28 protein-coding genes are annotated in these 24,182 nt (G+C 56.2%); 15 read left to right on the top strand and 13 right to left on the bottom strand.

Annotation, left to right across the window (positions count from 1 at the left end):
• Positions 1-22: 22 nt before the first annotated feature.
• The 5 genes from GOV89_RS18430 to GOV89_RS18410 all read right to left on the bottom strand — a co-directional run bounded on the left by GOV89_RS18430 (position 23) and on the right by GOV89_RS18410 (position 3,910).
• A complete protein-coding gene (locus GOV89_RS18430) occupies positions 23-349 on the bottom strand; it encodes a potassium channel family protein (RefSeq protein WP_171238790.1) in 327 nt (108 codons plus the stop codon).
• A gap of 31 nt (positions 350-380) precedes the next feature.
• Positions 381-1,607 (bottom strand): HlyD family secretion protein, encoded by a 1,227-nt coding sequence (locus GOV89_RS18425; protein WP_171180887.1) that lies wholly within the window; start codon positions 1,605-1,607, stop codon positions 381-383.
• On the bottom strand, positions 1,600-2,010 hold the full coding sequence (locus GOV89_RS18420; RefSeq protein WP_171180889.1) for a hypothetical protein: 411 nt from the start codon (positions 2,008-2,010) through the stop codon (positions 1,600-1,602). The genes GOV89_RS18425 and GOV89_RS18420 overlap by 8 nt, the downstream gene beginning before the upstream one ends.
• A gap of 136 nt (positions 2,011-2,146) precedes the next feature.
• On the bottom strand, positions 2,147-3,397 hold the full coding sequence (locus GOV89_RS18415) for an adenylate/guanylate cyclase domain-containing protein (RefSeq protein ID WP_171180891.1): 1,251 nt from the start codon (positions 3,395-3,397) through the stop codon (positions 2,147-2,149).
• Positions 3,398-3,457: 60 nt separating this feature from the next.
• Positions 3,458-3,910 (bottom strand): MarR family winged helix-turn-helix transcriptional regulator, encoded by a 453-nt coding sequence (locus GOV89_RS18410; RefSeq protein WP_171180893.1) that lies wholly within the window; start codon positions 3,908-3,910, stop codon positions 3,458-3,460.
• A gap of 56 nt (positions 3,911-3,966) precedes the next feature.
• Between GOV89_RS18410 and hmgA the strand changes: the two genes are divergently transcribed.
• The 8 genes from hmgA to GOV89_RS18370 all read left to right on the top strand — a co-directional run bounded on the left by hmgA (position 3,967) and on the right by GOV89_RS18370 (position 11,197).
• Positions 3,967-5,322 (top strand): homogentisate 1,2-dioxygenase, encoded by a 1,356-nt coding sequence (gene hmgA / locus GOV89_RS18405; RefSeq protein ID WP_171180895.1) that lies wholly within the window; start codon positions 3,967-3,969, stop codon positions 5,320-5,322.
• Positions 5,319-5,942, top strand: coding sequence for a LysE family translocator (locus GOV89_RS18400; RefSeq protein WP_171180898.1), 624 nt, complete (start codon positions 5,319-5,321; stop codon positions 5,940-5,942). The genes hmgA and GOV89_RS18400 overlap by 4 nt, the downstream gene beginning before the upstream one ends.
• A 21-nt stretch (positions 5,943-5,963) precedes the next feature.
• The gene (gene fahA / locus GOV89_RS18395) at positions 5,964-7,220 is read left to right on the top strand and encodes a fumarylacetoacetase (RefSeq protein ID WP_171180900.1); all 1,257 of its coding nucleotides are present in this window, start codon (positions 5,964-5,966) and stop codon (positions 7,218-7,220) included.
• 10 nt (positions 7,221-7,230) lie between these two features.
• Complete coding sequence (locus tag GOV89_RS18390; protein ID WP_171238789.1) at positions 7,231-8,181, top strand: MBL fold metallo-hydrolase; 951 nt, start codon at positions 7,231-7,233, stop codon at positions 8,179-8,181.
• A 131-nt stretch (positions 8,182-8,312) separates the two neighbouring features.
• Entirely contained in the window at positions 8,313-9,923 is a 1,611-nt protein-coding gene (locus GOV89_RS18385) for an FAD-dependent oxidoreductase (RefSeq protein WP_171238788.1), read from the top strand.
• 5 nt (positions 9,924-9,928) lie between these two features.
• Positions 9,929-10,126 (top strand): DUF2783 domain-containing protein, encoded by a 198-nt coding sequence (locus GOV89_RS18380; RefSeq protein ID WP_171180906.1) that lies wholly within the window; start codon positions 9,929-9,931, stop codon positions 10,124-10,126.
• A gap of 11 nt (positions 10,127-10,137) precedes the next feature.
• Positions 10,138-10,776, top strand: coding sequence for a maleylacetoacetate isomerase (maiA, locus tag GOV89_RS18375; protein ID WP_171238787.1), 639 nt, complete (start codon positions 10,138-10,140; stop codon positions 10,774-10,776).
• 85 nt (positions 10,777-10,861) lie between these two features.
• Positions 10,862-11,197, top strand: a complete 336-nt coding sequence (locus GOV89_RS18370; RefSeq protein ID WP_171180910.1) for a DOPA 4,5-dioxygenase family protein — start codon at positions 10,862-10,864, stop codon at positions 11,195-11,197.
• On the opposite strand, the gene GOV89_RS18365 is transcribed toward GOV89_RS18370, so the two are convergent.
• Positions 11,194-12,822 carry an acyl-CoA synthetase gene (locus GOV89_RS18365; RefSeq protein ID WP_171180912.1) on the bottom strand — a complete coding sequence of 543 codons (1,629 nt, stop codon included), beginning with the start codon at positions 12,820-12,822 and terminating at the stop codon, positions 11,194-11,196. The genes GOV89_RS18370 and GOV89_RS18365 overlap by 4 nt on opposite strands.
• A gap of 222 nt (positions 12,823-13,044) precedes the next feature.
• On the opposite strand from GOV89_RS18365, the gene GOV89_RS18360 reads away from it, so the two are divergent.
• Positions 13,045-14,436, top strand: coding sequence for an aspartate aminotransferase family protein (locus GOV89_RS18360; protein WP_171180983.1), 1,392 nt, complete (start codon positions 13,045-13,047; stop codon positions 14,434-14,436).
• A gap of 118 nt (positions 14,437-14,554) precedes the next feature.
• On the opposite strand, the gene GOV89_RS18355 is transcribed toward GOV89_RS18360, so the two are convergent.
• Entirely contained in the window at positions 14,555-14,971 is a 417-nt protein-coding gene (locus GOV89_RS18355; protein WP_170343053.1) for a helix-turn-helix domain-containing protein, read from the bottom strand.
• A 73-nt stretch (positions 14,972-15,044) separates the two neighbouring features.
• Between GOV89_RS18355 and GOV89_RS18350 the strand changes: the two genes are divergently transcribed.
• From GOV89_RS18350 to GOV89_RS18340, 3 genes are all read left to right on the top strand, one after another.
• On the top strand, positions 15,045-15,683 hold the full coding sequence (locus tag GOV89_RS18350; RefSeq protein ID WP_170343051.1) for a cation transporter: 639 nt from the start codon (positions 15,045-15,047) through the stop codon (positions 15,681-15,683).
• 65 nt (positions 15,684-15,748) lie between these two features.
• Entirely contained in the window at positions 15,749-16,216 is a 468-nt protein-coding gene (locus GOV89_RS18345) for a DUF411 domain-containing protein (RefSeq protein WP_170343049.1), read from the top strand.
• A 41-nt stretch (positions 16,217-16,257) separates the two neighbouring features.
• Positions 16,258-16,803, top strand: a complete 546-nt coding sequence (locus GOV89_RS18340) for a cytochrome c (RefSeq protein ID WP_170650554.1) — start codon at positions 16,258-16,260, stop codon at positions 16,801-16,803.
• A gap of 302 nt (positions 16,804-17,105) precedes the next feature.
• On the opposite strand, the gene GOV89_RS18335 is transcribed toward GOV89_RS18340, so the two are convergent.
• The 6 genes from GOV89_RS18335 to pyk form a co-directional block, all read right to left on the bottom strand.
• On the bottom strand, positions 17,106-17,912 hold the full coding sequence (locus tag GOV89_RS18335; protein ID WP_171238786.1) for a phytanoyl-CoA dioxygenase family protein: 807 nt from the start codon (positions 17,910-17,912) through the stop codon (positions 17,106-17,108).
• Between the two features lie 200 nt (positions 17,913-18,112).
• Positions 18,113-18,478, bottom strand: a complete 366-nt coding sequence (gene rplT / locus GOV89_RS18330; RefSeq protein WP_152457001.1) for a 50S ribosomal protein L20 — start codon at positions 18,476-18,478, stop codon at positions 18,113-18,115.
• 14 nt (positions 18,479-18,492) lie between these two features.
• Entirely contained in the window at positions 18,493-18,693 is a 201-nt protein-coding gene (gene rpmI, locus GOV89_RS18325) for a 50S ribosomal protein L35 (protein ID WP_005981143.1), read from the bottom strand.
• Positions 18,694-18,877: 184 nt separating this feature from the next.
• A complete protein-coding gene (locus tag GOV89_RS18320; RefSeq protein ID WP_171180919.1) occupies positions 18,878-20,428 on the bottom strand; it encodes a sodium:alanine symporter family protein in 1,551 nt (516 codons plus the stop codon).
• A gap of 13 nt (positions 20,429-20,441) precedes the next feature.
• Positions 20,442-20,879: a universal stress protein gene (locus GOV89_RS18315; protein ID WP_171180921.1), complete on the bottom strand. Its 438-nt coding sequence runs from the start codon at positions 20,877-20,879 to the stop codon at positions 20,442-20,444.
• Between the two features lie 255 nt (positions 20,880-21,134).
• Entirely contained in the window at positions 21,135-22,580 is a 1,446-nt protein-coding gene (pyk, locus tag GOV89_RS18310; protein WP_171180923.1) for a pyruvate kinase, read from the bottom strand.
• A 141-nt stretch (positions 22,581-22,721) separates the two neighbouring features.
• Here pyk and GOV89_RS18305 point away from each other — a divergent pair, with 141 nt between their 5' ends.
• From GOV89_RS18305 to GOV89_RS18295, 3 genes are all read left to right on the top strand, one after another.
• Positions 22,722-23,459 (top strand): N-formylglutamate amidohydrolase, encoded by a 738-nt coding sequence (locus tag GOV89_RS18305; protein ID WP_171180925.1) that lies wholly within the window; start codon positions 22,722-22,724, stop codon positions 23,457-23,459.
• Positions 23,460-23,547: 88 nt separating this feature from the next.
• Positions 23,548-23,787, top strand: a complete 240-nt coding sequence (locus GOV89_RS18300; protein WP_171180927.1) for a DUF6868 family protein — start codon at positions 23,548-23,550, stop codon at positions 23,785-23,787.
• An 80-nt stretch (positions 23,788-23,867) separates the two neighbouring features.
• Positions 23,868-24,182, top strand: a complete 315-nt coding sequence (locus tag GOV89_RS18295; protein WP_170469595.1) for a DUF1244 domain-containing protein — start codon at positions 23,868-23,870, stop codon at positions 24,180-24,182.

Genomic DNA, 24,182 nt, shown 5'->3' with positions numbered 1-24,182 from the left:
CTGGAGTTAGGAAGCCCCTAATTCAGAACACGACGCTCATCGCCGACTCCACGGCGTAAACACCTATTCCGACGACAATTCCTACGAAGATCAGTCCGACAATCGCGTTGATAACGGATAAAATCCGGCTGGCAGATTTCATCGGCTTAAAGTCACCGTAGCCAACCGTGGTTGCGTTTATGAACGCATGATAAAGGCTCACTCCGGTGGACCAGCCTTCGATCCTGCCAATCCATTGCCCCAGCGCACATATAGATACCAACAAAAACAGCAAAATCGGCGACAGATATATCAGGTCCTGAAAGAAGACTGACAAGAAGGTGCATATATAGCTGACGTCACAACCCATGGCGAAGCTCTCCTTCTCCGTGTCGCGCGGCCTAGTTGAACACCAGCGTCTTAACAGGAAGCAAAATGGCCTGTGCGCGCAAGACTATGGCGTTCGCTATGCCCATCCCGTCCACAATCCGTGCAACAAAAGCCGAAAACCCGGTGATTTTCCCCGCGTCTATTTCTTTTGCGCGGCTCGTGTAGGCAACGCCAACGCACGCACTTCCTGGCGGGATGTCTTCCAGATGTTTAGGGAAAATTGGCGCAAGGAAAGCTGTAACCGTTCCGGGCCGCGCACGATCCTGTTGGTCAAGCAGAGCATCACCGGGTCGAAACTGCCCCGCAGCAATCGCATTTTGCACGTCGTCCACCACCATTGGGATTATGGTCAGGGGTTTGGACGCACAGGTAATTTCCACTAACATTCCCGGCTTGAGCACACTGACCGAAATCTGACCAAAAGCCGCAATAAGGCGACCCTGCCCTGAGACTTCGGGAACCAGAATTCCTGCAGGGCGCAGAATTGGATTCACGATGTCACCTGGCTTCAACAAAAACTGTGTGACGGTCCCGTCTACTTCGGCAAAAACAGTGGATTTAGAGATTTCGTTTTCGGCCTCAGCCAAAACAGCACGCGCACTTTCAAGCTGCGCAGGAAGCAGAGTAGATTGGCGCAGTTTAGCGCCGTCAAGGGCTGCAACTGCAGCTGCGCGCTGACTTTCGGCACTGGACACAGCGGTTTGCAAACGCTCCAATTCCTGCTCACTTACAACTGTGTCGTTGCGCTCCGCGAGTTCAAGGCGGCGATCCAAATCGCTGGTCGCCTGAGCAAGATTCGCTTCCGCCGAACCAACCCGTGCCTCAGCACCCGCGATCTCGGTTGCTGTCAGTCCCTGCGCTGCCTCGATTTCTTCTATGCGTCGCTGTGCAGTTTCTGCCGCAGCTTCCTGCCGCGTCGTGTCCAACCGGAAGATTGCCTCACCCGCTTTTATCGTATCATTGTTCGCGACATAGACCTCCGAAACCCGGCCCCCGCGATCAGAAAGAATAGTTACCGTGCGAAATGCTGCGGAGACGTTCCGCGTGGACGGATGAAAATAGAAAATCACGGTGATCAAAGTGATTGCCAGGATTGCACAGGCCGTCAAACCCCAACGCAATTCATACCAGACATTGAACAGCGTGATTTCATGGCCCCATCGCTTACCCTGCTTGTAACGCCTGTATAGGTAATCCGGGACGATCGTGATCAGGGCAGAAAAGACCAGCTCAAGCATCCTGGCTCTCCGAGAGATCCACGTCACTCTTGAGCGGGAGTATTTCGTGCAAAGGTACGGCAGCGATTAGAATTGCCGCGATCCAAAACGCATTGTTAAGTGTAAACAGAGAAATCAACCCCAGCACACCAACCAATTGCATTTGAACTTTATGAGCACCTGCTGCCATGCGGTCGGGAATGGCCTGCACGGTAAAGTAGAGTGCGCCGAAACCAAGCAGCACAACAACGAGCAGAATTCCCACCACGATCAGAAAGCCATCCGTCTCGCCCGGTGGTGTCACCCAGAAGGGGAGTCTGGCCATCGCCTCATCAGAAATAGAGCTGCCCAAAAGAACCTCCTGTTTCTCAATGATCTGATGCAAGGATAAACGATTGAAATCAAAAAGATCAATCTTGCCCAAGCCTGTGAAGAACCCTCAACACTTTTTAGCCGCCAGTCTCCATTGCGTAAGAGACGGACGCCAAGCTTCTTCTACCGGTTCAAACAATGAAAAGAGAGAGGGATAAGAATGGCCGCTTCGGGCTTAAAACGAAGTTTCAATCGGCGTGGGATGAACCAACTGGTGAATACACCGTGAACAACTCTTTCGGCTCATTCACGCCGCGCAGCATGTAGCGACCGACCGAGACAAGTTCTTGCTCACAGGGTTGCGCGGCGCGGGCGACGTCGTCCGAGATCAGGATCCTCTGACCCAAAGATCGGTGCATTCCGGCAATACGGGAGGCCTGGTTGACGGCAGCACCGATCACGGTGAAATCCAGCCGTGTCTCGGACCCGATATTGCCGTAGAGAATTTCACCCGAATGCAAGGCCAGCGTATAGTTTGCCACTGGCAGACCCTGCGCCTGACGTCTGGAGTTCAACTCATTCATGCGCGATTGCAACAACGGCACAGCGCTCAGCGCGGCACGGGCATCTTCGTCGATCTCGCCGACATCAAACATGGCCATCACGCCGTCACCCATGAATTTCAGGATATTCCCGCCGTTGTCATGCACCACTCCTACCGCCACGGCCAGATAGTCGTTCAGCATATCGATGATCTCGTTCCCCGGCAGATCCTCGGACAGGGTGGTGAAGCCCTCTAGGTCGAAATTCCAGATTACCGCATCTATTTGTTGCAGCGACCCTCGCCGGATTTCGCCCGACAGAACCCGGCGACCGGCATCTCGGCCCAGATACACTCGCAACAGATCCTTGGTCAGGTTCTGGTTCTTGGCGGATTTAAGCGCCAACCCCAGATGCGGCAGGACGGTATGAATTTGCCTCAAGTCGCTGTCGTCGAACCCGGTTGGTGCGTCGCTGGTCCAAGACATCAGAACGCCATCACTGACCTTTTTTGCGCCGTTGGGGCGGATTTGCTTAACCCCTTCAAAAGACAGGCCCGTAGCATAGTAATCCGTCGCCCCAATTTCCCGCAGATCATTGAGCAAGGGAAAGCGACTAGGCTCGTTATGATCAACCAGCTTGACCCGGATTTCATCCAGATCCTCGTGCAACAGGGCATACAATGGGCTTCGCTGCCAGACTTCACTGGGCGTATCTGTATTCTCGAACCTCTCGGATTCACCACCCGCGCCGTTGTACCAGCTATAGCCGGTGCCGCCGTAAACCGGATGCAGGGTAGATTGCGCCGCGTGAAACCGCATCAAAGGTATGCCCATATCGACAAGCCGGGTGCAAAACCCTTCCAGCAATTCTTCTTGCCCGGCGCCTTCAAGCCCCTTGGCGACCAGCCAATCGATCAGGTCGTGTGCGGGAATCGAAGAAGAGTCCTGAGAAGTCATTTAAATATCCGTATCAAGCATGACCCCCATCTGGGGGCGACACGCATCAATTGCCAGTGGTCAGTCCAAACCAGCCAGTCTTTGCAGCATTTTACGCAGCAGAGCAGCTTCTTCCGCATCGAATAGGCCCGACAGTTTTGCATCATAGGCGGCGGCGACGCCATGCAGATCACGATACACGGTTTGCCCCGTCGGTGTTAGAGTCAGCCATTCCGCCCGCCGATCTCCTTCGTCGCGTGTGCGTTTCAGATACCTTCTCTGTTCCAGCTTGGCGACCGCGCGGCTGATTTTGGTTTTGTGCATTCTGGCGCGCTCGCAAATCTCTTTAGCCGTCATCTCACCGAATAGCCCAAGGTGAAACAGCACCCGCCATTCGGTTCTGAGCATCCCGTAACGGCCTTTATAGACGCTCTGAAACTCCAACGAGGCATGCTCGGCCGCCTGGTTCAGAAGGAAAGGCAGAAAATTCTGCAGATCAAACTCATCATTTTTTTTGGATTCTTCGTGTGTCATGCTTGTTAGTTACAAAATCAACTATTACCCGACAAGCAGCAACGGAGGAAAACACCATGAATCGTCCGAGTGATCCACATATGCTGACGCAGGCTGCAACGCCGGTCGGCACACATGCCGGCTATATGCCCGGCTTTGGAAACGACTTTGAGACCGAGGCCCTGCCCGACGCGCTGCCACAAGGGATGAACAGCCCACAACGGTGCAACTATGGCCTTTACGGAGAGCAGCTGAGCGGCACCGCCTTCACTGCGAACCCGCCCGAACGCACTTGGTGTTATCGCATTCGCCCGTCGGTGAAGCATTCACATCGTTACGAAAAAATCGACCTCCCCTATTGGAAATCGGCACCGTGCATCGACCCCGATGTGATCAGTCTGGGTCAGTATCGCTGGGATCCCGTCCCACATTCTGATGAAGGTCTGAACTGGATGACCGGGATGCGCACGATGACCACGGCGGGGGACGTGAACACGCAAGTGGGCATGGCCTGTCACATCTATCTGGTCACCGAATCCATGGTGGATGACTACTTCTTCTCAGCCGATTCCGAGCTGTTGGTTGTTCCGCAGGAGGGACGCCTGCGTTTTGCGACCGAGCTGGGCATCATCGATCTGGAACCCAAAGAGATCGCGATCATTCCGCGTGGTCTGCTTTACCGGGTCGAGGTTCTGGAAGGCCCCGCGCGCGGTTTTGTCTGCGAAAACTACGGGCAAAAGTTCGAGCTGCCGGGCCGTGGCCCGATTGGCGCAAACTGCATGGCCAACCCGCGCGACTTCAAAGCGCCCGTAGCTGCGTTTGAAGATCGCGAAACCCCGTCGACCGTGACGATCAAATGGTGCGGCCAGTTCCACACCACCAAGATCGGACACAGCCCGCTGGATGTGGTTGCATGGCACGGCAACTATGCGCCCTACAAATATGACTTGCGCAATTATTGCCCGGTTGGCGCGATCCTGTTCGACCATCCCGACCCGTCGATCTTTACGGTTCTGACGGCACCCTCTGGCCAGCCTGGCACGGCCAATATCGACTTTGTTCTGTTCCGCGAACGCTGGATGGTGATGGAGGACACGTTCCGCCCGCCGTGGTACCACAAAAACATCATGTCGGAATTGATGGGCAACATTTACGGTCAGTATGATGCAAAACCACAGGGCTTTGTGCCCGGTGGCACAAGCCTGCACAACATGATGATCCCGCACGGCCCCGACAGGGAAGCCTTTGACAAAGCATCATACTCCAACCTGGGGCCGGACAAGCTGGACAAGACGATGTCGTTCATGTTCGAAACCCGCTTCCCGCAGCATCTGACGCCATTTGCCGCCACCGAAGCGCCGTTGCAGGATGATTATATCGACTGCTGGACATCGCTGGAGAAGAAGTTCGACGGAACGCCGGGTAAGAAATGAGCTTGGATATCTGGTTCACCTATGTGGCAACAGTCCTGCTGCTGATGAGCACACCGGGACCCAGCCAGTTGCTGATGTTGTCAAACTCGGCCACCAACGGGCTTCGGCGCGGGTTGTTCACCGCTGCCGGAGATCTGACGGCGAACTTCCTGCAGATGTTGGCAGCAGGGCTGGGTCTGGCCGCCCTGATTGCCACATCCGCAACCGCGCTGACCGTCATCAAATGGCTTGGTGTGGCCTATTTGGTTTACCTTGGTGTCAAACAGATCCTCAAGGCGCGCGTATCTGAAGCGCAAACCGCGCCCAAGGCAAGTCGCAAATCGCTTTGGATGCAGGGGTTTATTACCTCTGCCGCGAATCCCAAAGCCGTGGTCTTTTTTGCAGCGCTGTTCCCACTGTTCATTGACGGAGCACTGCCTTTCTGGCCGCAATTCACCATTCTTTCGGCCACCTATCTGGTCATGGACGGGATGTTCCTGACCGCATATGGCGGCAGCGCAAGTTGGCTGGCCCGCCGTTTGCAAGGTCCTGCAAAGCTGTGGCTTGACCGCATTGGCGGCAGCTTCATGATCCTGGCTGCTATCTTGTTGGGGCTGAAATCCCTTCGCCCCTCAACTTAACCAACAAAACAGGGACATCGTATGCCTCTAATGACATCCTGGGTGACGTCGGCCAATGACGCGACACACCCGTTCCCACTGAACAACCTGCCTTATGGAGTCTTCTCGACCGAGGGCGACGATCCGCGCTGCGGCGTGGCCATTGGGGACATGATCCTCGACGTCACAGCTGCCGAAGCCGAAGGGTTGATCACCCTGAGCGATGAGCCTCTGTTCGACATGCCGTTCTGGAACCCGTTGATGGAGGAAGGCCCCGCCGTCTGGGCCGCCCTGCGGGAACGTCTGATCAGCCTTCTGGCCGAGGGCTCGGACGAGCAGAGCAAGGTTGAACCACTGCTTGTCAAACAAGACGACGCCGAGATGCACCTGCCCTTCGCGGTCAGCGAATACACCGATTTCTATGCAGGCCGGAACCATGCCTTCAACGTAGGCACCATGTTCCGGGGGCCGGAAAACGCGTTGCCGCCAAACTGGCTGCATATTCCCATTGGGTACAACGGGCGCGCGTCTTCGGTCGTGGTATCGGGCACGGATATCCGCCGCCCATGGGGGCAGCTAAAAGCGCCCGACCAAGAGCTGCCCGCCTTTCTGCCCAGCCGCCGTTTTGACATCGAGCTTGAGATGGGCGCGATTGTCGGCACCCCTTCGGATGGCCCAATCTCGGTGCAAGAGGCGGACGACAATATCTTTGGCTACGTCCTGCTGAACGATTGGTCTGCGCGTGACATCCAGGCCTGGGAATACCAGCCGCTGGGCCCGTTTCAGGCCAAGGCCACCGCAACCTCGATCAGCCCTTGGATTGTCACCAAGGCAACGCTGGAGCCATTCCGCTGTGACACGCCTGCACGTGAGTTCGAGCTACTAGATCACCTGAAAGACTGTGGCCCGATGCTCTATGATATTGATCTGTCGATCACCATGGCACCCGCAGGGCAGCCTGCTACGACAATTGCACAGACCAACTACAACCAGATGTACTATTCCGCCGCGCAGCAACTGGCCCATCACACGACATCCGGCTGTCCGATGAATGCAGGTGATTTGCTGGGCTCGGGCACCATTTCCGGACCAACCAAACCTGAACGCGGTTCGTTGCTGGAACTCAGCTGGGGCGGAAAGGAACCTCTGACGCTGGACGGCGGTGAAACCCGCAGCTTCATCGAAGATGGCGACACGCTGACCTTGACCGGCGCGGCCAAGGGCGATGGTTACACAATCGGCTTCGGTGATTGTGTTGGCACCGTCTTGTCCGCTCTTGAAAACCCATACACACTATAAGGAACCCATCATGGCCAGAGCATTCGCGTCCCAGGGGGACATGTCGGAGAAAAAGATCAGCTTCACCGAGGTGGGCGAAGGGCTCTATGCCTTTACGGCCGAAGGCGACCCGAACTCGGGCGTCATCATCGGCGATGGCAGCGTGATGATTGTCGAGGCGCAGGCGACACCGCGTCTGGCCAACAAGGTGATCGAGTGCGTTCGATCAGTTACAGACAAGCCGATCACGCATGTGGCCCTGACCCACTACCACGCTGTACGCGTTCTGGGCGCAAGCGCGTTTGGCGCTCAGCAAATCCTGATGTCAGACATGGCGCGCGCCATGGTCGTGGAACGCGGGCAAGAGGATTGGGACAGCGAGTTCCAACGCTTCCCACGTTTGTTCGAAGGGCATGAAAGCATCCCCGGTCTGACCTGGCCCACCACCACGTTCAGCGACACAATGACCGTCTATCTGGGAAACCGTCGCGTTGACCTGATGCATCTGGGCCGAGCCCACACTGCCGGGGACATCGTAATTCATGTGCCAGATCAGAACGTGATGTTCACAGGCGACATAGTTGAATATCACTCGGCCTGCTATTGTGGTGACGGGCATTTCAGCGACTGGGGTGACACGCTGGATGCGATCAAATGGTTCGACGTGGATGCAATTGCACCAGGTCGCGGCGACGCGCTGGTTGGTAAGGACATGGTCAATGCGGCCATTGAAAACACCCGCGATTTCGTCAGCAGCACCTACCGCCCGGCCGCCAAGGTGGCTGCACGCGGCGGCAGCCTGAAGGAAGCCTGGGACGCCGTACGCGCCGAGTGTGATCCGAAATTCGCTGACTACGCAATCTACGAACACTGCCTGCCCTTCAACGTCGCCCGCGCCTATGACGAGGCACGCGGCATCGACACACCCCGCATCTGGACCGCCCAGCGCGACCTTGAGATGTGGGAAGCCTTGCAGGGCTAAGGAAAAACGGCTCGGTTTGATCCAGATCGTTTTACGCGTCTGGATAAAATGAAACCATAAGCCAAGGCCTCCGGCGCCTGTCGCCGGGGGCAGGACATGCCGCACATTGGTGCATCTGCTTGGGGGAGCCCATGAACAAGATCTTTGAAACGCCGCTTTACGGCTATGAACGCAGCCCGGACCAAGACAGCCCCACGCCCGTCAGGCACAAGGTCATCGTGATTGGTGCCGGTCCGGTTGGATTGGCCGCCGCGATTGATCTGACCCAACAAGGTGTCGAGGTTGTGGTTCTGGACGAGAATGACAAGGTCAGCTTCGGCAGTCGCGCCATCTGTTTTTCTCAACGTACTTTGGAAATTGCCGACCGCCTGGGATGTGGACGCCACTTGGTCGACAAAGGCGTCATGTGGGATCGTGGCAAGGTCTACTTTGATGATCGTCAGGTCTATGACTTCAACCTGCAACCGGATGAAGGCTATGCCAACCCCGCCTTCATCAACCTGCAGCAATACCACTTTGAAAACTACTTTGTAGAACGTGTACGCGAGCTGCAGGCAGAAGGCGCACCAATTGAAATTCGTGGCCGCAACAGGGTCGAGGCCATTGGCACGCACGAAGATCACGTTCGACTTGAGGTCGAAACCCCCGAAGGTCCCTATACGATTGAGGCCGAGTGGCTGATCGCCTGTGACGGAGCAACCTCTCCCACCCGCCGGATGCTGGGTATCGATTTCGAAGGGCGCGTGTTCGAAGACAACTTCCTGATCGCTGATGTAATCATGGACGCCGATTTCCCATCGGAACGCTGGTTCTGGTTCGACCCACCGTTCAATCGGGGACAATCTGCGCTGCTCCATAAACAGCCTGACAACGTCTGGCGCATCGATCTGCAACTGGGGTGGGATATCGACAAAGAACGCGAAAAGCGCCCCGAGAATGTGATCCCCCGCCTAACGGCGATGCTGGGCGACGACGTGGATTTTCAGCTGGAATGGGTCTCGATTTATACCTTCCAGTGTCGCCGCATGGAAAGCTTCCGCAAGGGGCGTGTTCTGTTTGCGGGCGACAGTGCGCATCAGGTCAGCCCCTTTGGCGCACGCGGGGCAAATTCGGGCCTGCAAGATACCGACAATCTGTGCTGGAAACTGAAGCTTGTGCTCGACGGCAAAGCGCCTGAAAGCCTGCTGGACAGCTACAACGCGGAACGTGTGTACGGGGCAGACGAAAATATCCAGAAATCCAGCCGGTCCACCGATTTCATCACGCCAAAATCCGAGATGTCGCGGGTTCTGCGCGATGCGGTTCTGGATCTAAGCGAAAAGTATGAATTTGCCCGACCACTGGTGAATTCCGGGCGCTTGAGCCAACCCTGCACCTATGACGGGTCTTCGTTGAACTCGGCCGATGCGCTGAACGGCCCAGCCTGCACACGCCCGGGGTCGGCCTGCCCGGATGCCCTGCTGGGCGATGAATTCCTGCTGCCCAAGCTGGCGGGCAAATTTACCTTGCTGACCATTGATGCCGATGCCCCAGACACTCTGGAAGAGGATGGGATTGAGGTCACTCGGCTGGCGTTGTCGGTCAAAGACGATCTGACGCTGGCTCTCAAACGTCGTTACTTGGGTGATGCAACCAGCGCTGTGTATCTGATCCGCCCGGATCAGCACGTGGCCGCTCGGCGGGACAGCTTTGAAGAAAACAGTTTCCGTCATGCGATCCGCAGAGCTTGCGGTAAGGAGTAAGCGCAATGTCAGACTTGATCCTAACCCCCAATTTCGACAACGCCGACGACTTTTACGCCACCCTTTTGGCGGCGCATGAAGGGCTTGAGAAAGCCGACAGCGACGCGCTGAACGCCCGACTGGTGTTGGTACTTGCCAATCACATCGGAGACGGCACCGTTCTGTCTGATGCCATCCGCGCCGCTGCTTTGTCCAACGATTGACAGGATCCCGTGTGAGCGAAGTTGTCCTCTTTGACTATTGGCGGTCTTCGGCCAGTTATCGGGTGCGGATCGCCCTGAACTTGGCCGGGATCGACTATGACTCGGTTGTTGTCGATCTGGTAGGCGGCGAACACAAGAGCACTGAGCATTTGTTACGCAATCCGCAAGGGTTTGTGCCAGTTCTGGAAATTGACGGGCTGCGATTGACGCAATCGTTGGCCATCCTTGAATATCTGGATCAAACCCGAGGTCTTGGCCTTTTGCCATCCGACCCGGTGCAGAAGGCAAAAGCTCAGGCGTTGGCATATGCGATTGCAGTCGATATTCATCCGGTCTGCAACCTCTCGGTTGCGCGACATGCGACCTCGCTCAGCACTGACGCCGACGACATGCCCGGAGATTGGATGCGGCACTTCATCCGGCCCGGCTTGCAAGCCTTTGAGACCATGTTGGGCACGTTTGAACAGGCCCCTTATTGCGTCGGTTCGCAGCCTGGCCTCGCTGACCTCTGCCTGATCCCTCAACTCTACAACGCACGCCGCTGGCAGGTGGACCTGTCGGACATGCCACGTGTTCTGGAGGTTGAAACAGCCTGCGCTAGTCATCCGGCCTTTGTTGCAGCGCACCCTGACGCGCACGCCCCCCAATAACACTGCACAAGCACTGTGTGCTTGTGCGCCTAGTCGTTTTTCCTGTTTGACCTTAGCTTGGATACACCAAAGCTATGAGGTCACCATGCCTGAGATCACCGGCTACCACGCCCATGTCTATTTCGATGCCGACACACAAGCGACGGCACAACAGGTCTGTGAAGAGGCCGCACGCCTATTCCCGGTTCAGATGGGGCGTATGCATGCCCGCAACGTCGGCCCCCACCCACGCTGGAGTTGCCAGTTGGGCTTTGACGCCGATGCATTTGATCAAGTCATGCCATGGCTGATGTTGAACCGGCAGGGCCTGACCGTGTTCACCCACCCCGAAACCGGTAATCATCTGGAAGATCACCGTGATCGCGCGCTCTGGATGGGTGAGATGCTGGATCTGGACCTGTCGATCTTCGACAGGCTTTAACCTAACGCCCGCGCCTGATCCCGCAGGACGAATTTCTGCACCTTGCCGGTTGATGTCTTCGGCAGGGTGCCGAAAACCACGGTCTTTGGTGCTTTGAAATGGGCCATGTTGTCTCGGCAGAAGGCAATTAGGTCTGCCTCTGTAGCGGTGGCATCCGGTTTCAGCTCGACAAACGCACAAGGCGTTTCGCCCCATTTCTCATCCGGTCGCGCGACCACAGCCGCCTCCATTACCGCCGGATGTTTGTAGAGGATACCCTCGACCTCGACGGACGAGATATTCTCGCCACCCGAAATGATGATGTCCTTGGATCGATCCTTGAGTGCGACATAGCCGTCAGGGTGCATGACGCCCAAGTCACCGGACGCAAACCATCCGCCTTTAAAGGCCCCGTCCGTGGCGTCTTGGTTCTTTAGATACCCTTTCATCACCACGTTACCCTGCATGAAAATCTCACCCATGGTTTCACCATCCGCCGGAACAGGTTCCATGGTATCGGGATCAGCCACCATCAGGCCAGACAGCGCCGTGTACCGCACACCCTGGCGTACTTTCAGCGCGGCGCGGTCTTCGGGGCCTTTTTCATTCCATTCGTCTTTCCAGGCACACACGACCGAAGGCCCATACGTTTCGGTCAGGCCATAGACATGCGTGACCTCGACGCCCATCGCCTCCATCGCTTCGATCACAGCTGCAGGCGGCGGTGCACCCGCCGTCATCACCTTGATCTGATGATCAAAGTCTTTCAGCTCATCCGGCGCATGGGCGAGCATGTTCAAAACGATGGGCGCCCCGCAGAAATGCGTGACTTTCTCATCGCGGAAAGCCGCATAGATCGGCTCGGCCCGTACGGCACGCAGACAGACCGACACGCCTGCATTGGCGGCCATGGCCCAAGGGAAACACCAGCCATTGCAATGAAACATCGGAAGGGTCCACAGATAAACTGAATGCTTGGGCATATCCCAATCCAGCAGATCCGACTGCGCATTCAGCGTGGCACCTCGGTGATGATAAACGACACCTTTCGGATTGCCTGTAGTACCCGAAGTGTAGTTCAGCGTGATTGCGTCCCATTCATCCTCGGGCAGAGACCAGCTGAATTCCGGGTCGCCTTCGTTCAGAAGGGCATCGTAGGTCAGGTTGCCCAGCTTTTCACCACCTTCAAAGCCGGGGTCTTCGATGTCTATGATCAGAATGTCATGGTCGACCTGCTTTAACGCTTCTTTCACGACGCCCGAAAACTCTGGATCGACCAGCAGCGCCTTAGCCTCGGCGTGGTTCAAAATGAAGGCAACAATCGGCGCATCCAGGCGCGTGTTGATGGCGTTCAGAACAGCTCCGGCCATTGGAACGCCGAAATGCGCTTCATACATCTCGGGGATGTTCGCTGCGATTATGGAAACGGTATCGCCTTTTCCTATCCCGCGCGCGCTCAACGCGCCCGCCAAACGTCGACACCGGGCATAGGTTTCAGCCCAAGTATACCTGCGTTCACCATACACCACCGAAGGATAATCTGGGTAAACCTGCGCCGTCCGGTCCAAGAAGGTCAGCGGTGACAAGGGTGTGTAGTTTGCCCGGCATTTATCCAAATGACGCTCGTAGATGTTTGTGGCTGTCATCTGCTCATCCTCCCAAATCGCAGTACGCGCGACTTGAACATAAACTTGGTGGCCTGACAAATCCGTAGTAATACGGTGTGCACCCATTCTGGTAATACGGGATGGTGTTATCTGGCCCTACTTACAAAGGGCCTTTCGCGGTGATTTGGAGCATCTTAAACACATGCAGGGGTCTCGCTTGACCATCGACCCCAGAAGCGCATCTCAGTGAAAGGACTTGTCATGGACGGCACGTTCAACGAAAACGATCTTTCCCGCGTGGTCGAAGCCGACCGCGCCCATATCTGGCACCACCTGCTGCAGCATAAACCCTTTGAAACCAATGACCCGCGTATCATTGTCGAAGGCAAAGGTATGCGCGTCTGGGATCAGAAGGGCAAGGAACACCTGGATGCTGTTTCGGGTGGCGTCTGGACTGTGAACGTCGGCTATGGCCGCGAATCAATCTGTAAGGCAGTCTATGACCAGTTGATGAAACTGTGCTATTTCGCCAATACCGCAGGTTCGATCCCCGGCTCCATCTTTGCGGAAAAGCTGATCGAAAAGATGCCCGGCATGAGCCGCGTCTACTACACCAACTCGGGATCCGAAGCGAACGAGAAGGCGTTCAAGATGGTGCGCCAGATCGCGCACAAGAAATACGGCGGCAAGAAAACCAAGATCCTGTATCGCGACCGCGACTATCACGGCTCGACGCTGGCGACCATGTCGGCGGGTGGTCAGGACGAGCGTACCGCGCAATACGGTCCCTTCGCACCTGATTTTGTACGCGTGCCGCACTGCATGGAATATCGCAAGCATGAACTCGACGGTGCACCCGTCGAAAACTTCGGCGAATGGGCAGCAGACCAGATCGAAGAAGTCATCCTGCGCGAAGGCCCTGACACCGTTGGCGCCCTGTGCCTTGAGCCCGTTACCGCCGGTGGTGGTGTGATCGAAGCGCCTGAAGGGTATTGGCAGCGCGTGCAGGAGATCTGCAAAAAGTACGACGTGCTGCTGCATATCGACGAAGTTGTTTGCGGCGTAGGCCGGACTGGGACATGGTTCGGGTACCAGCAGTATGGCATCAAGCCTGACTTCGTAACCATGGCCAAGGGCGTTGCATCGGGCTATGCCGCTATTGCTGTGATGGTCACGACCGAGGAAGTCTTTGACATGTTCAAAGACGACGCGTCGGACCCGATGGGCTATTTCCGCGATATCTCGACCTTTGGCGGTTGCACCGCCGGTCCGGCAGCGGCGATTGAGAATATGCGCATCATCGAAGACGAGAACCTGTTGGGCAACTGCACCGACATGGGCAACCGCATGTTCGACAACCTGCAAGCGCTGATGGAAAAGCACAAGGTTATCGGCGACGTGCGCGGCAAGGGCCTGTTCCTGGGGGCCGAACTGGTCACCGACCGTACGACCAAAGACCCGATGGATGAAAAGCGGGTTCAGGCCGTTGTCGCCGATTGTATGGCGCAAGGCGTGATCATCGGTGCCACCAACCGCTCGATCCCCAGCCGTAACAACACGCTGTGCTTCTCGCCCGCACTGATCGCAACGGCGGATGACATCGACCAGATCACTGACGCCGTTGACGGCGCGTTGGGGCGTGTTTTCGGGTAAGCTGACCAAATATTAAAAAAAGAAAAACCGGCACATCGAGTGTCGGTTTTTTTGTGAATGGTCGAAGTGCGGACGAAGCTGCCGATTATGATCACTTAATTGATGTCCGCTTTTGGGATCAGTGATCTTGATCACACAGGTCGTGGTCTGCAAGCGAAGCCAAGACATAACAGTCTTCTACTACGCCACGACCGTCGCATCCTTGAGCAATACGCTTCAGTTCATTCTCCAGCGCCTTTAGCCTTTTGATCTTCGCTCGCACTTCGGACAACTGACCTTCGGCAATCTTGGTGGCGGCTTCGCATGACCGGTCCGGATGATTTTGCAACTCGATCAGCGAAGAAATCGCTTCTATGGAGAAGCCAAGATCACGCGCATGACGGATGAAGCTCAGGCGTTCCAGACCCTCATTTGTGTAACGCCTCTGGTTGCCAGCTGTACGTTCCGGCTCTGCCAGCAGCCCCATTTCTTCGTAGTAGCGGATGGTCGGAACTTTGACTTTCGTGCGCTTTGAAAGCTCTCCGATGGAAAACATGAAAATACCTCTTGAACCTCTAGTCACTAGAGGCACTACACTATGATCAAGACAGATTCAAAAAGGCTTTCCAATGTCAGGATGTTGTGGGCATGACGCCAAGTTCGATGGCGTGTCAGATGATTACAAAAGGCGGCTATGGATCGTCATTGCGTTGAACGCGACGATGTTCGTAGTCGAGATGACCGCTGGTCACTACGCAAAGTCACAGGCGCTTCAGGCTGATGCTCTCGACTTCCTCGGCGACGCACTGACCTATGGTATCTCGCTCGCTGTGATCGGTGCCTCAGTTCGCGCCCGCACCAATGCAGCTTTGGCCAAAGGGGTGAGCTTGCTTTTGATGGGCCTTTGGGTATTCGGATCGACCGTATACCGCGTCTTCTATGTCGGCGTCCCTGAAGCTGAGATCATGGGCATAATCGGAGCTCTTGCACTGGCTACAAACCTTGCCAGTGTGTTGTTGCTTGTCAGCTACAAAGACGGCGATGCCAATGTCCGCTCTGTCTGGCTCTGTTCGCGGAACGATGCCATCGGCAATGTGGCCGTTATGTTTGCGGCCTTGGGCGTCTGGGGAACGGCAAGCGGTTGGCCAGATCTGATTGTCGCAGCGATCATGGCAACGCTGTTTCTTTCTTCTGCTTTCCAGATCGTGCGCCAAGCGCTCGCCGAGCGCCGGGAAGTTGGAGAACATCAGCATGCTTACCGGGGATGAAGACAACCTATCACGAATGATGCGAAATTTGCTCAATTGAGTCGCAAGTAAAGAGGACTCTCACTATGCACCTGAAACGCCGCCAAATACTGACTTACGCCGCAGGCTTCGCCAGCACAGCACCATTTGCCACGTTTGCGCAAAACACACCTTCCATCCATGTTCTCAAGGATCCGAATTGCGGCTGTTGCAGTGCTTGGATCGATATCCTTCGGCAGGAAGGCTTTCGCGTTACCGAGGAGCGCAGCTTTGGAACACTGCTCGTCCGCCACAAATTGGACAACGGCATTCCCGAAAAAATGATCTCCTGCCATACAGGCGAGATCGATGGCTACATGATCGAGGGGCACGTACCGGTTGCCGACATTCGTCGTCTGTTGGAGGAGCGACCTAGCGCCATTGGACTTGCTGTTCCTGGGATGCCTTTCGGTTCGCCTGGGATGGGGCCGGAAGATCGTCGTGAGGCTTACGATGTGTTTTTGTTCCGTCGGGACGGCGCTACCGAGGTATTCACGAGTTACGAAGCGGCCTGAGGCGACAGTCATCGAGCGGAAACAGTACGAAGGAGGAGAAGATGACACGGAGTCGATTACGCATTCTTGCCTTAGGCGTTTTGTCTATCACTATCGCCGGAGTGGCCATTGCCCAACAGCATCGAGGAGACTGGTGGGGTCATGGGCCAATGGGACCGGGCCACATGTGGTCTGAACGCATGGATGGCTGGGGACATGGCAACATGGGACCGGGCCAGCAGCAACGCATGCAGCGACACTGGACATACATGAACGAGGGTGTGCCCGCAGCCTATCGCGGGGCTCGGAGCACCATTCGTGCAACGCCCAGCAATGTTTCGGAGGGCAGGACGCTATACACGGAAAACTGCGCAAGCTGTCATGGAGCAGAGGGCTTGGGCGACGGTGAAGCCGGACGTTCGCTCGTGCCCTCTCCCGCCCTCCTTCGATGGTTCGTTCAGATGCCTATGTCGGGGGACGAGTATCTTCTTTGGACAATTTCCGAGGGCGGCGAACGCTTCGGAACAGACATGCCAGCCTTCAAGGAAGTGCTGAGTGAAGAAGACATCTGGAAGATCATCGCCTACATGCGCGCGGGGTTCCCTTGAACTGTCATCAATCTGCTGGTCGTCAAAGAGATTTTTTGCTGTCGATACGCCACGACAATTCTCAGCGGACATAAATCTATCAACGCGCCATTCTGATAAGTTTCACGGAAGCAGACCTTTAAGTAAGTCGCAGCACTAGCAGGTTAGGGCTCAAAGCCGACATTCTCTACGTTCAAAAAAGGCCCCTCCAATCGGGACGGCCTTGAACTCGCAATCTCTCGAAAGAGGATCAGGCAGTCAGAGCGGCCAGCGTTTGGGCCACTCTCTGCTTTGCATTTTGCCCAAAGCGGTTCGTCAATGCCTCAGGCTGTTCCTGCTATTTCAACATGACGCTGTTCCAGCTCGATTTGCCTCTGCACCGCCACAGGATCAAGATCGCTTTCAGCGGGAGTGTCGATGCCAAAATGGCCGAAATTGTCTTCGCCGCGTACCAGCATTGCCGTATCGAGATCATGTTTGGTCTGACGTACATGCGCCGCAAGATACTGGATATTCAGCCCAATTCGGCGATCCTTGCTTTTGTTCGGCATCGAGGCATGTAGCGTCCAACCATGGTGAAAACTCGCCTCGCCCGGACGCAGCGGACAAAGCTTGGCTTGGCTCTCATCAACTCCAAGAACAGTCTGCCCCTGCAAAAGAACGTTATCGTCGTCTTCCGTTGTTTCATGGCTCATCACACCGTTCGCATGACTTCCCGGGAGCATTCGCATGCAACCGCTTTCCTCGTCCGCTGGCGACAAGGCGAGCCAAGCGGATACCTGGTCGTCATGACTCAGGCCCCAATAAGTCAGATCCTGATGCCAACTGACATGCGAGGTCGAGCCAGGTTCTTTGATGATATAGGTAACATTGTACAAAAGAATGTCGGGCCCGATCAGCGCTTCGATGAGATCAAGCATCAGAGGGTGCGTAGCAAGCTTGTAGGGCGAAGTTAAGATTGTGTGTGCTTTGGACTTGTAATGCATGGACGCACCCAGTTGGCTCTCGGCCCATTCCAGTCCGGCCCGGTGTTCTTGCGCTTCGACTTCAGTCAGGATCGGAACACCACCTACATAACCGTCCCGATTGTAAGCGTTCGCCCAAGTTCTTACCCTTTGGTCTACTCCCATAGTCGCCTCCCACGAAATGACTAAGCAATCGTTAGTGGAAAAACATGACCTGCCAAGCCTGTTTCGGCTCTGGTTTGCGTCGGCGCCAATGAAAATTGAAACATACCGTACCGAATGCGCGCTTGGAGCTTTTCGACCCATGATGCAAAAAAGCCGCCCCAACCGGGACGGCTTTTCTTTCACTGTCTCTTTTCAGAGGATCAGGCGGTCAGAGCGGCCTGAGCTTTGGCGACGATCGCGCCGAACGCTTCCGGTTCGTGCACGGCCAGGTCGGCCAGAACTTTGCGGTCCACTTCGATACCGGCCAGGTTCAGGCCGTTGATGAAGCGGGAATATGTCAGTGCTTCGTCATGCGAACGGACAGCAGCGTTGATACGCTGGATCCACAGCGCGCGGAAGTTGCGCTTGCGGTTCTTACGGTCGCGGGTTGCGTACTGGTTGGCCTTGTCGACGGCCTGACGGGCAACCTTGAAGGTGCTCTTGCGGCGGCCATAGTAACCTTTGGCAGCCTTGATGACCTTCTTGTGACGGGCGTGAGTTACGGTTCCACCTTTAACGCGGGACATCTCTTAATCTCCTCTTAGCGGTCGTAGGGCATGTAGCCCTTGACGATCTTGGCGTCGGGGGCGGACAGTGTGGTGGTGCCACGGGCGTCGCGGATGAATTTCTTGGTCCGCTTGATCATGCCGTGCCGCTTACCGGCCTGGCCTGCCATGACCTTACCGGTCGCAGTCACCTTGAAGCGCTTTTTAGCGCTCGATTTGGTCTTCATCTTAGGCATTTCCGTCTCCTTTTTCGGGTTCGGTTTCAAACGCGACTCGGCATGCCATCTCGGCCGGTCACGCGATCAGACGCGCCATTTACGCAAGTTCCGTCATACTGGCAAGGGGGATTCGACCAGAATCTGCGCTTTGTGCGCGGCTGGTCTGGCACCGGGGCGACATTGGCCGCCCCGGTGGATTGGATCAATGCTCGAACTTGCGGATTTCTCCGCTTTTCAACCGCTCAGCATAAGACGCCAGTTCCTGACGCACGACTTTCATCAGGAAGTAAAGCGCAAAGACGTTCACCACAGCCATCGCAAAGATCGCCGCATCCGAGAAGTCGATGACCGGGCCCAGATTGGCCGCCGCACCGATGACAACGAAGATGCAGAAGATGATCTTGAACACCAGCTCTTTGGTGTGACCTTCGCCGAACAGGTAAGTCCAGGCTTTGAGGCCGTAGTAGGACCAGCTGATCATGGTCGAGAAGGCAAACAGAACCACGGCAATCGCCAGGATGAAGGGGAACCAGCTGAACGCGCTACCGAAGGCGGCGGAGGTCAGGCTGACGCCGGAGTTGCCATCAACGGTGGCAATGGCGTTACCCGCCTCGTTCAGCATGTAGTTGCCCGTCGCCGGGTCAACGATGAGCTGCTGCGTGATGATGATCACCAGCGCCGTCATGGTACAGATCACAACGGTGTCGATGAATGGCTCCAGCAGTGAAACGAACCCTTCGGTGATCGGTTCCTTGGTCCGAACAGCCGAGTGGGCGATGGCAGCCGAGCCCACACCCGCTTCGTTCGAAAACGCAGCACGGCGGAAGCCCTGGATCAGCGCACCGACCATACCGCCCGCAACGCCAAGGCCGGTGAAAGCGCCCGCAAAGATCTGGCCAAAGGCCCATCCGATCTGATCAGCGTGCATGATGATGATGACCAGCGCTGCCAGCACATACATCACGCCCATGAACGGTACGACCTTCTCAGTCACACGCGCGATCGACTTCAGACCACCTACGATTACTGCAAAGACGATGGCCGCAAAGACCAGACCAGTGATCCAACCGGGGTAATCCCCCACGATTCCTGCAATCTGTTGATGTGCCTGATTGGCCTGGAACATATTGCCCCCGCCCAGCGCGCCAAGAATACAGAAGATCGAGAACAGAACCGCGAGGATTTTACCACCGGGCAACCCAAGTTCAGCAAAGCCCTTGGACATATAGTACATCGGACCGCCCGAGACGGTGCCGTCCTCGTATTCGTTGCGGTATTTCACGCCCAGCGTACATTCGGTGAATTTCGACGCCATGCCCAACAGGCCCGCGACAATCATCCAGAACGTCGCTCCCGGCCCGCCGATTCCGATGGCAACCGCCACACCGGCAATATTACCAAGGCCAACCGTTCCGGACAGCGCCGTGGCCAGAGCTTGAAAGTGGCTAACCTCACCGGCGTCATTTGGATCGGAATAGTCGCCTTTGACAAGGCTGATCGAGTGTCCAAAGAAGCGGAACTGCACAAACGCAAAATAAAGCGTAAAGACAGTGGCCGCGATCACCAGCCAGCCGACGATCCACGGAAAACCGGTTCCCGGGAAGGGTGCAAAAATAAAGCTGACAAAGGGCCCGGTTGCATCTGCAAAGGCTTGATTGATCTTATCATCCAGGCCCGGCGCCTCTTGCGCCGAAGCTGCAGTGGCCATGAAGGCGGCAAGCGCCGCAAGGTACAGGTGTTGTAGCGTTTTCATTCTTCTGCCCACCTCAATTTACAACTGTAACCGGAACATCGGCATGCATCACAAGGTTCTGTGTTGAACTGCCGAAGATACGTTTCTTGATGCCGTCCGCTGAAGCCCGGCCCACAACAATCTGAGAGGCTTCGTTTTCAACGGTGATGGCGTTCAACGTTTCCGCCACATCGCCATGGCGCACAACGCCCTGCGCCGCGAAACCAGCTGCCTTGAGGGCGTCAACGGCGGGCGTCACAATACGTGACGTCGCCAACTCGACCTCTTCCTCACGCCGCTTGTGGCGCTGTGCGTTTTCTTCCGGTGTCTGGAATGTATAAGGGGACCATTCAATCACATATGCGACCAGCAATTCACATGATCCGATCAGCTTTGCCAGGTCCGTGGCAAAGGCAATCGCGCGCTCACCGGTCTCTGTCCCGTCGAGTCCTATGACAATCTTTGTTGTCATCTTGTTCCTCCTTTTTTGTTGTTTGGTCCGGGGCCCGTGCCCCCGGCAGGGCAGCCGGAACTTGGAACTTTGGCTGAGACTGCCCCTAGGTCATTTATCAGGAAATTCTACCCACGAATGAAGACCATTGTGCCAAATTCGCCCATACCGGTCAAATTTCGCTTATAAATCAAGTTTTTCACCCGTCGCACAACAGGAAAACGGCAGCTTAAACAGCAGCCGTTTCCTTAGTTCTGATGTCGACTTGGGCCCGAACTACTCGGGATCGGTGCTGTAAATCAGGCGTTCGTCACAGGGGGCGACTCGTAGAATGTTGGTGGTGCCGGGAACATTAAACGGCACACCCGCCGTGACCACAATCTGATCCGCCTCGGATGCAAATCCACCGGCCCGCGCAGCGCGGGCTGCGTTCACCACAGCGCCCTTAAACCGTTGCAGTTCAGGTGTCATCACACAGTTGCAGCCCCAGCTCAGACACAACCGCCGGGCGGTTCCCCGTTGCGAGGTCATGGCGATGATCGGCACGCCCGGACGTTCACGCGCCGTCAGCGAGGCTGTTGTGCCGCTTTGGGTGAAACAGCAGATGGCCTTGATGTCGGTCTTTTCCGCAATCTCGCGCGCGGCAGCGACGATACCATCGGCCACGGTGCTGCCCTTGGCCGTCCGGGATGCCGCGATAATCTGGGTGTAAGTCGGGTCTGCCTCGACCTCGATAGCGACCTTGTTCATGGTTTGCACGGCTTCGACCGGATAGGCCCCCGCCGCCGATTCCGCGCTAAGCATGATGGCGTCCGTGCCTTCATAGATCGCCGTCGCCACATCCGATACCTCGGCGCGGGTTGGCATCGGGCTTTCGATCATGCTTTCCAACATCTGGGTCGCCACGATCACCGGTTTGGCCGCGCCACGGCACCTGCGGACCAGCCGTTTCTGGATCGGCGGCACAGCAGAGACCGGCAGCTCCACGCCGAGATCACCCCGCGCCACCATGATCCCATCTGACGCATCGAGAATATCGTCAAACGCCTCAACCGCAGCGGGCTTTTCAATCTTTGACAGGATCGCAGCACGACCGTCAGCCAGAGACCGGGCCTCGAACACATCCTTGGCACGCTGTACGAAGCTCAGCGCCAGCCAGTCGACACCCAGCTGACAGACAAACTCCAGATCGTCCCGGTCCTTGGCCGACAACGCTGCCAGCGGCAGCACAACATCCGGGACATTCACGCCCTTTCGGTTTGAGATGGTGCCGCCAACTTCGACCGTGCAGTTGGCGAAATCCTGACCGCAGTCCTGAACCGTCAGGCGGATCTTGCCATCATTCACCAACAGGCGCGCACCCGGCTCAAGCGCCGCAAAAATCTCGGGGTGCGGCAGGCATACTCTGTTTATGTCTCCGGCGGCGGGATCAAGATCAAGGCGGAAGGCCGCGCCTTCCTCCAACTCTTCCGCCTCGTTTGCAAAGACGCCAACGCGCAGCTTTGGCCCCTGAAGGTCAGCCAGAATGGCAATCGGGCTGTCCAGATCCTTTTCGACCTGCCGAATAATCTTGTGCCGCTCGCGGATCTCATCATGGCTGCCGTGACTCATGTTCAGTCGAAACACATCGGCCCCGGCCTCATGCAAGGCGCGAATAGTATCGTAGTCACTAGACGCCGGTCCCAGCGTCGCCACGATTTTTACATTTCTCAGGCGTCGCATTGGTCTTGATCTCCTTACGTCGTCTTACTTGCAGATTAGGGTGCAGCAAAATGTTACCGCAAACATTGGCTGAGTGCTTATTGCCCAATTCCCTTTTCAAAGCAACTGCCCTACACCTGCGACAAACTAGATGACAGGCTCATGACGTACACCCCATTTTTTGTTCACGGCGCGGATCGCCCGTCGCGCTGGTTGATTACATGTGATCACGCAACCAATACCGTCCCCCCCGAAATAAACGGCGGCGACCTTGGTTTGCCACGTGAAGATATGGAACGTCACATTGCTTATGATGTTGGAGCATACGAAGTGTCCAAACATCTGGGTGAGATTTTGGATGCACCAGTGGTTGCCGCCAATTTCTCGCGCCTTGTCATTGACCCCAACCGTGGCGAGGACGACCCGACCCTGTTGATGAAGCTCTATGACGGTTCGATCATCCCCGGCAACCGCCACGCGGATGCATCCGAGCGCGAAAGACGCCTGAACATGTGCTATCGCCCTTATCATGATGCGCTGGCGCAGATGGCCGCCCTGCCCCACGCGGTGATTGTCTCGATGCACTCCTTCACCCGCCAACTGCGCGGGCGTGAGCCACGTCCCTGGCACATCGGCGTCTTGCACACCCCAGACGAACGTTTTTCACGCCCCCTGATCGAGCGGCTTCAGGCCGAAGATGATCTGTGTGTCGGCGTCAATGAACCCTATACCGGTGTGCTGCCCGGAGATGCGATTGACAAGCACTGCACCGCTTTTGGCCGCCCCAACGCTTTGATCGAGCTGCGAAATGACCTGATCGGCGACCACGAGGGGCAGCGAGAATGGGCCGAACGGTTGGCGGTTGTCTTGCAGGACGCGCTGGAGTCCAGCGACCTTTGAAGACGCAGGTCGTGCACCTGCGATCCGCACTTCACGCTATTGTGAGCGCACAGTCTGATCCCCATATAATGAACGAAAGGGGATCGTCGTGACACATGAGTTTCTGACAACGTTCTTCGGCTGGATGGCCGCCCTCAATATCGCGGTTCTTCTGTTCACCACTGTCATGGTCCTGATGCTGCAGGATTGGATTGCGGGCATTCACGGCAAGCTGTTTCAGATGGAGCACCCAGACGTGAAACGTGCGTATTTCAGGTATCTTGCCAACTATAAGATCCTGACCCTTATCTTTTGCATTGTGCCATGGTTGGCTTTGAAACTGATGTAGGTGGGGCAGCCCGCTTATTGTAACAAGTCTGCTGGATTGTTAGGTCAAGCACAGCACACCAAACCACCCGGAGCAGCCTTATGGACAAGCAAACCGAAATCGAACTTCAGGCCGCCGCGTTTCGTCGGTTGCAAAAACACCTGATGGAAGACCGCACCGACGTTCAGAATATCGACATGATGAATCTGGCCGGATTCTGCCGCAATTGCCTGTCGCGCTGGTATCAGGAAGCCGCCAATGAAAAAGGCATCGAGATGGGCAAGGATGAAGCCCGCGAAGTGTTTTACGGCATGACCATGGATGAATGGAAAGCCAACTATCAGACCGATGCCAGCCCCGAAAAACAGGCAGCCTTCAAGGTCGCGTTTGAAGAGAATGTAACCAAAAAAGGCTAA

This window comes from Ruegeria sp. HKCCA5763 (assembly GCF_013034545.1).
GTDB lineage: Bacteria > Pseudomonadota > Alphaproteobacteria > Rhodobacterales > Rhodobacteraceae > Ruegeria.
The sequence above is the reverse complement of the archived record's forward strand: the minus strand, read 5'-3'. Positions and strand labels throughout refer to the sequence as shown.

Excerpts from the sequence above, each read along its gene's own strand:
- GOV89_RS18430 (WP_171238790.1), bottom strand. The coding sequence starts at position 349 with ATGGGTTGTGACGTCAGCTATATATGCACCTTCTTGTCAGTCTTCTTT.
- GOV89_RS18425 (WP_171180887.1), bottom strand. The coding sequence starts at position 1,607 with ATGCTTGAGCTGGTCTTTTCTGCCCTGATCACGATCGTCCCGGATTAC.
- GOV89_RS18415 (WP_171180891.1), bottom strand. The coding sequence starts at position 3,397 with ATGACTTCTCAGGACTCTTCTTCGATTCCCGCACACGACCTGATCGAT.
- GOV89_RS18410 (WP_171180893.1), bottom strand. The coding sequence starts at position 3,910 with ATGACACACGAAGAATCCAAAAAAAATGATGAGTTTGATCTGCAGAAT.
- hmgA (WP_171180895.1), top strand. The coding sequence starts at position 3,967 with ATGAATCGTCCGAGTGATCCACATATGCTGACGCAGGCTGCAACGCCG.
- GOV89_RS18400 (WP_171180898.1), top strand. The coding sequence starts at position 5,319 with ATGAGCTTGGATATCTGGTTCACCTATGTGGCAACAGTCCTGCTGCTG.
- fahA (WP_171180900.1), top strand. The coding sequence starts at position 5,964 with ATGCCTCTAATGACATCCTGGGTGACGTCGGCCAATGACGCGACACAC.
- GOV89_RS18390 (WP_171238789.1), top strand. The coding sequence starts at position 7,231 with ATGGCCAGAGCATTCGCGTCCCAGGGGGACATGTCGGAGAAAAAGATC.
- GOV89_RS18385 (WP_171238788.1), top strand. The coding sequence starts at position 8,313 with ATGAACAAGATCTTTGAAACGCCGCTTTACGGCTATGAACGCAGCCCG.
- GOV89_RS18380 (WP_171180906.1), top strand. The coding sequence starts at position 9,929 with ATGTCAGACTTGATCCTAACCCCCAATTTCGACAACGCCGACGACTTT.
- GOV89_RS18370 (WP_171180910.1), top strand. The coding sequence starts at position 10,862 with ATGCCTGAGATCACCGGCTACCACGCCCATGTCTATTTCGATGCCGAC.
- GOV89_RS18365 (WP_171180912.1), bottom strand. The coding sequence starts at position 12,822 with ATGACAGCCACAAACATCTACGAGCGTCATTTGGATAAATGCCGGGCA.
- GOV89_RS18360 (WP_171180983.1), top strand. The coding sequence starts at position 13,045 with ATGGACGGCACGTTCAACGAAAACGATCTTTCCCGCGTGGTCGAAGCC.
- GOV89_RS18355 (WP_170343053.1), bottom strand. The coding sequence starts at position 14,971 with ATGTTTTCCATCGGAGAGCTTTCAAAGCGCACGAAAGTCAAAGTTCCG.
- GOV89_RS18350 (WP_170343051.1), top strand. The coding sequence starts at position 15,045 with ATGTCAGGATGTTGTGGGCATGACGCCAAGTTCGATGGCGTGTCAGAT.
- GOV89_RS18345 (WP_170343049.1), top strand. The coding sequence starts at position 15,749 with ATGCACCTGAAACGCCGCCAAATACTGACTTACGCCGCAGGCTTCGCC.
- GOV89_RS18340 (WP_170650554.1), top strand. The coding sequence starts at position 16,258 with ATGACACGGAGTCGATTACGCATTCTTGCCTTAGGCGTTTTGTCTATC.
- GOV89_RS18335 (WP_171238786.1), bottom strand. The coding sequence starts at position 17,912 with ATGGGAGTAGACCAAAGGGTAAGAACTTGGGCGAACGCTTACAATCGG.
- rplT (WP_152457001.1), bottom strand. The coding sequence starts at position 18,478 with ATGTCCCGCGTTAAAGGTGGAACCGTAACTCACGCCCGTCACAAGAAG.
- rpmI (WP_005981143.1), bottom strand. The coding sequence starts at position 18,693 with ATGCCTAAGATGAAGACCAAATCGAGCGCTAAAAAGCGCTTCAAGGTG.
- GOV89_RS18320 (WP_171180919.1), bottom strand. The coding sequence starts at position 20,428 with ATGAAAACGCTACAACACCTGTACCTTGCGGCGCTTGCCGCCTTCATG.
- GOV89_RS18315 (WP_171180921.1), bottom strand. The coding sequence starts at position 20,879 with ATGACAACAAAGATTGTCATAGGACTCGACGGGACAGAGACCGGTGAG.
- pyk (WP_171180923.1), bottom strand. The coding sequence starts at position 22,580 with ATGCGACGCCTGAGAAATGTAAAAATCGTGGCGACGCTGGGACCGGCG.
- GOV89_RS18305 (WP_171180925.1), top strand. The coding sequence starts at position 22,722 with ATGACGTACACCCCATTTTTTGTTCACGGCGCGGATCGCCCGTCGCGC.
- GOV89_RS18295 (WP_170469595.1), top strand. The coding sequence starts at position 23,868 with ATGGACAAGCAAACCGAAATCGAACTTCAGGCCGCCGCGTTTCGTCGG.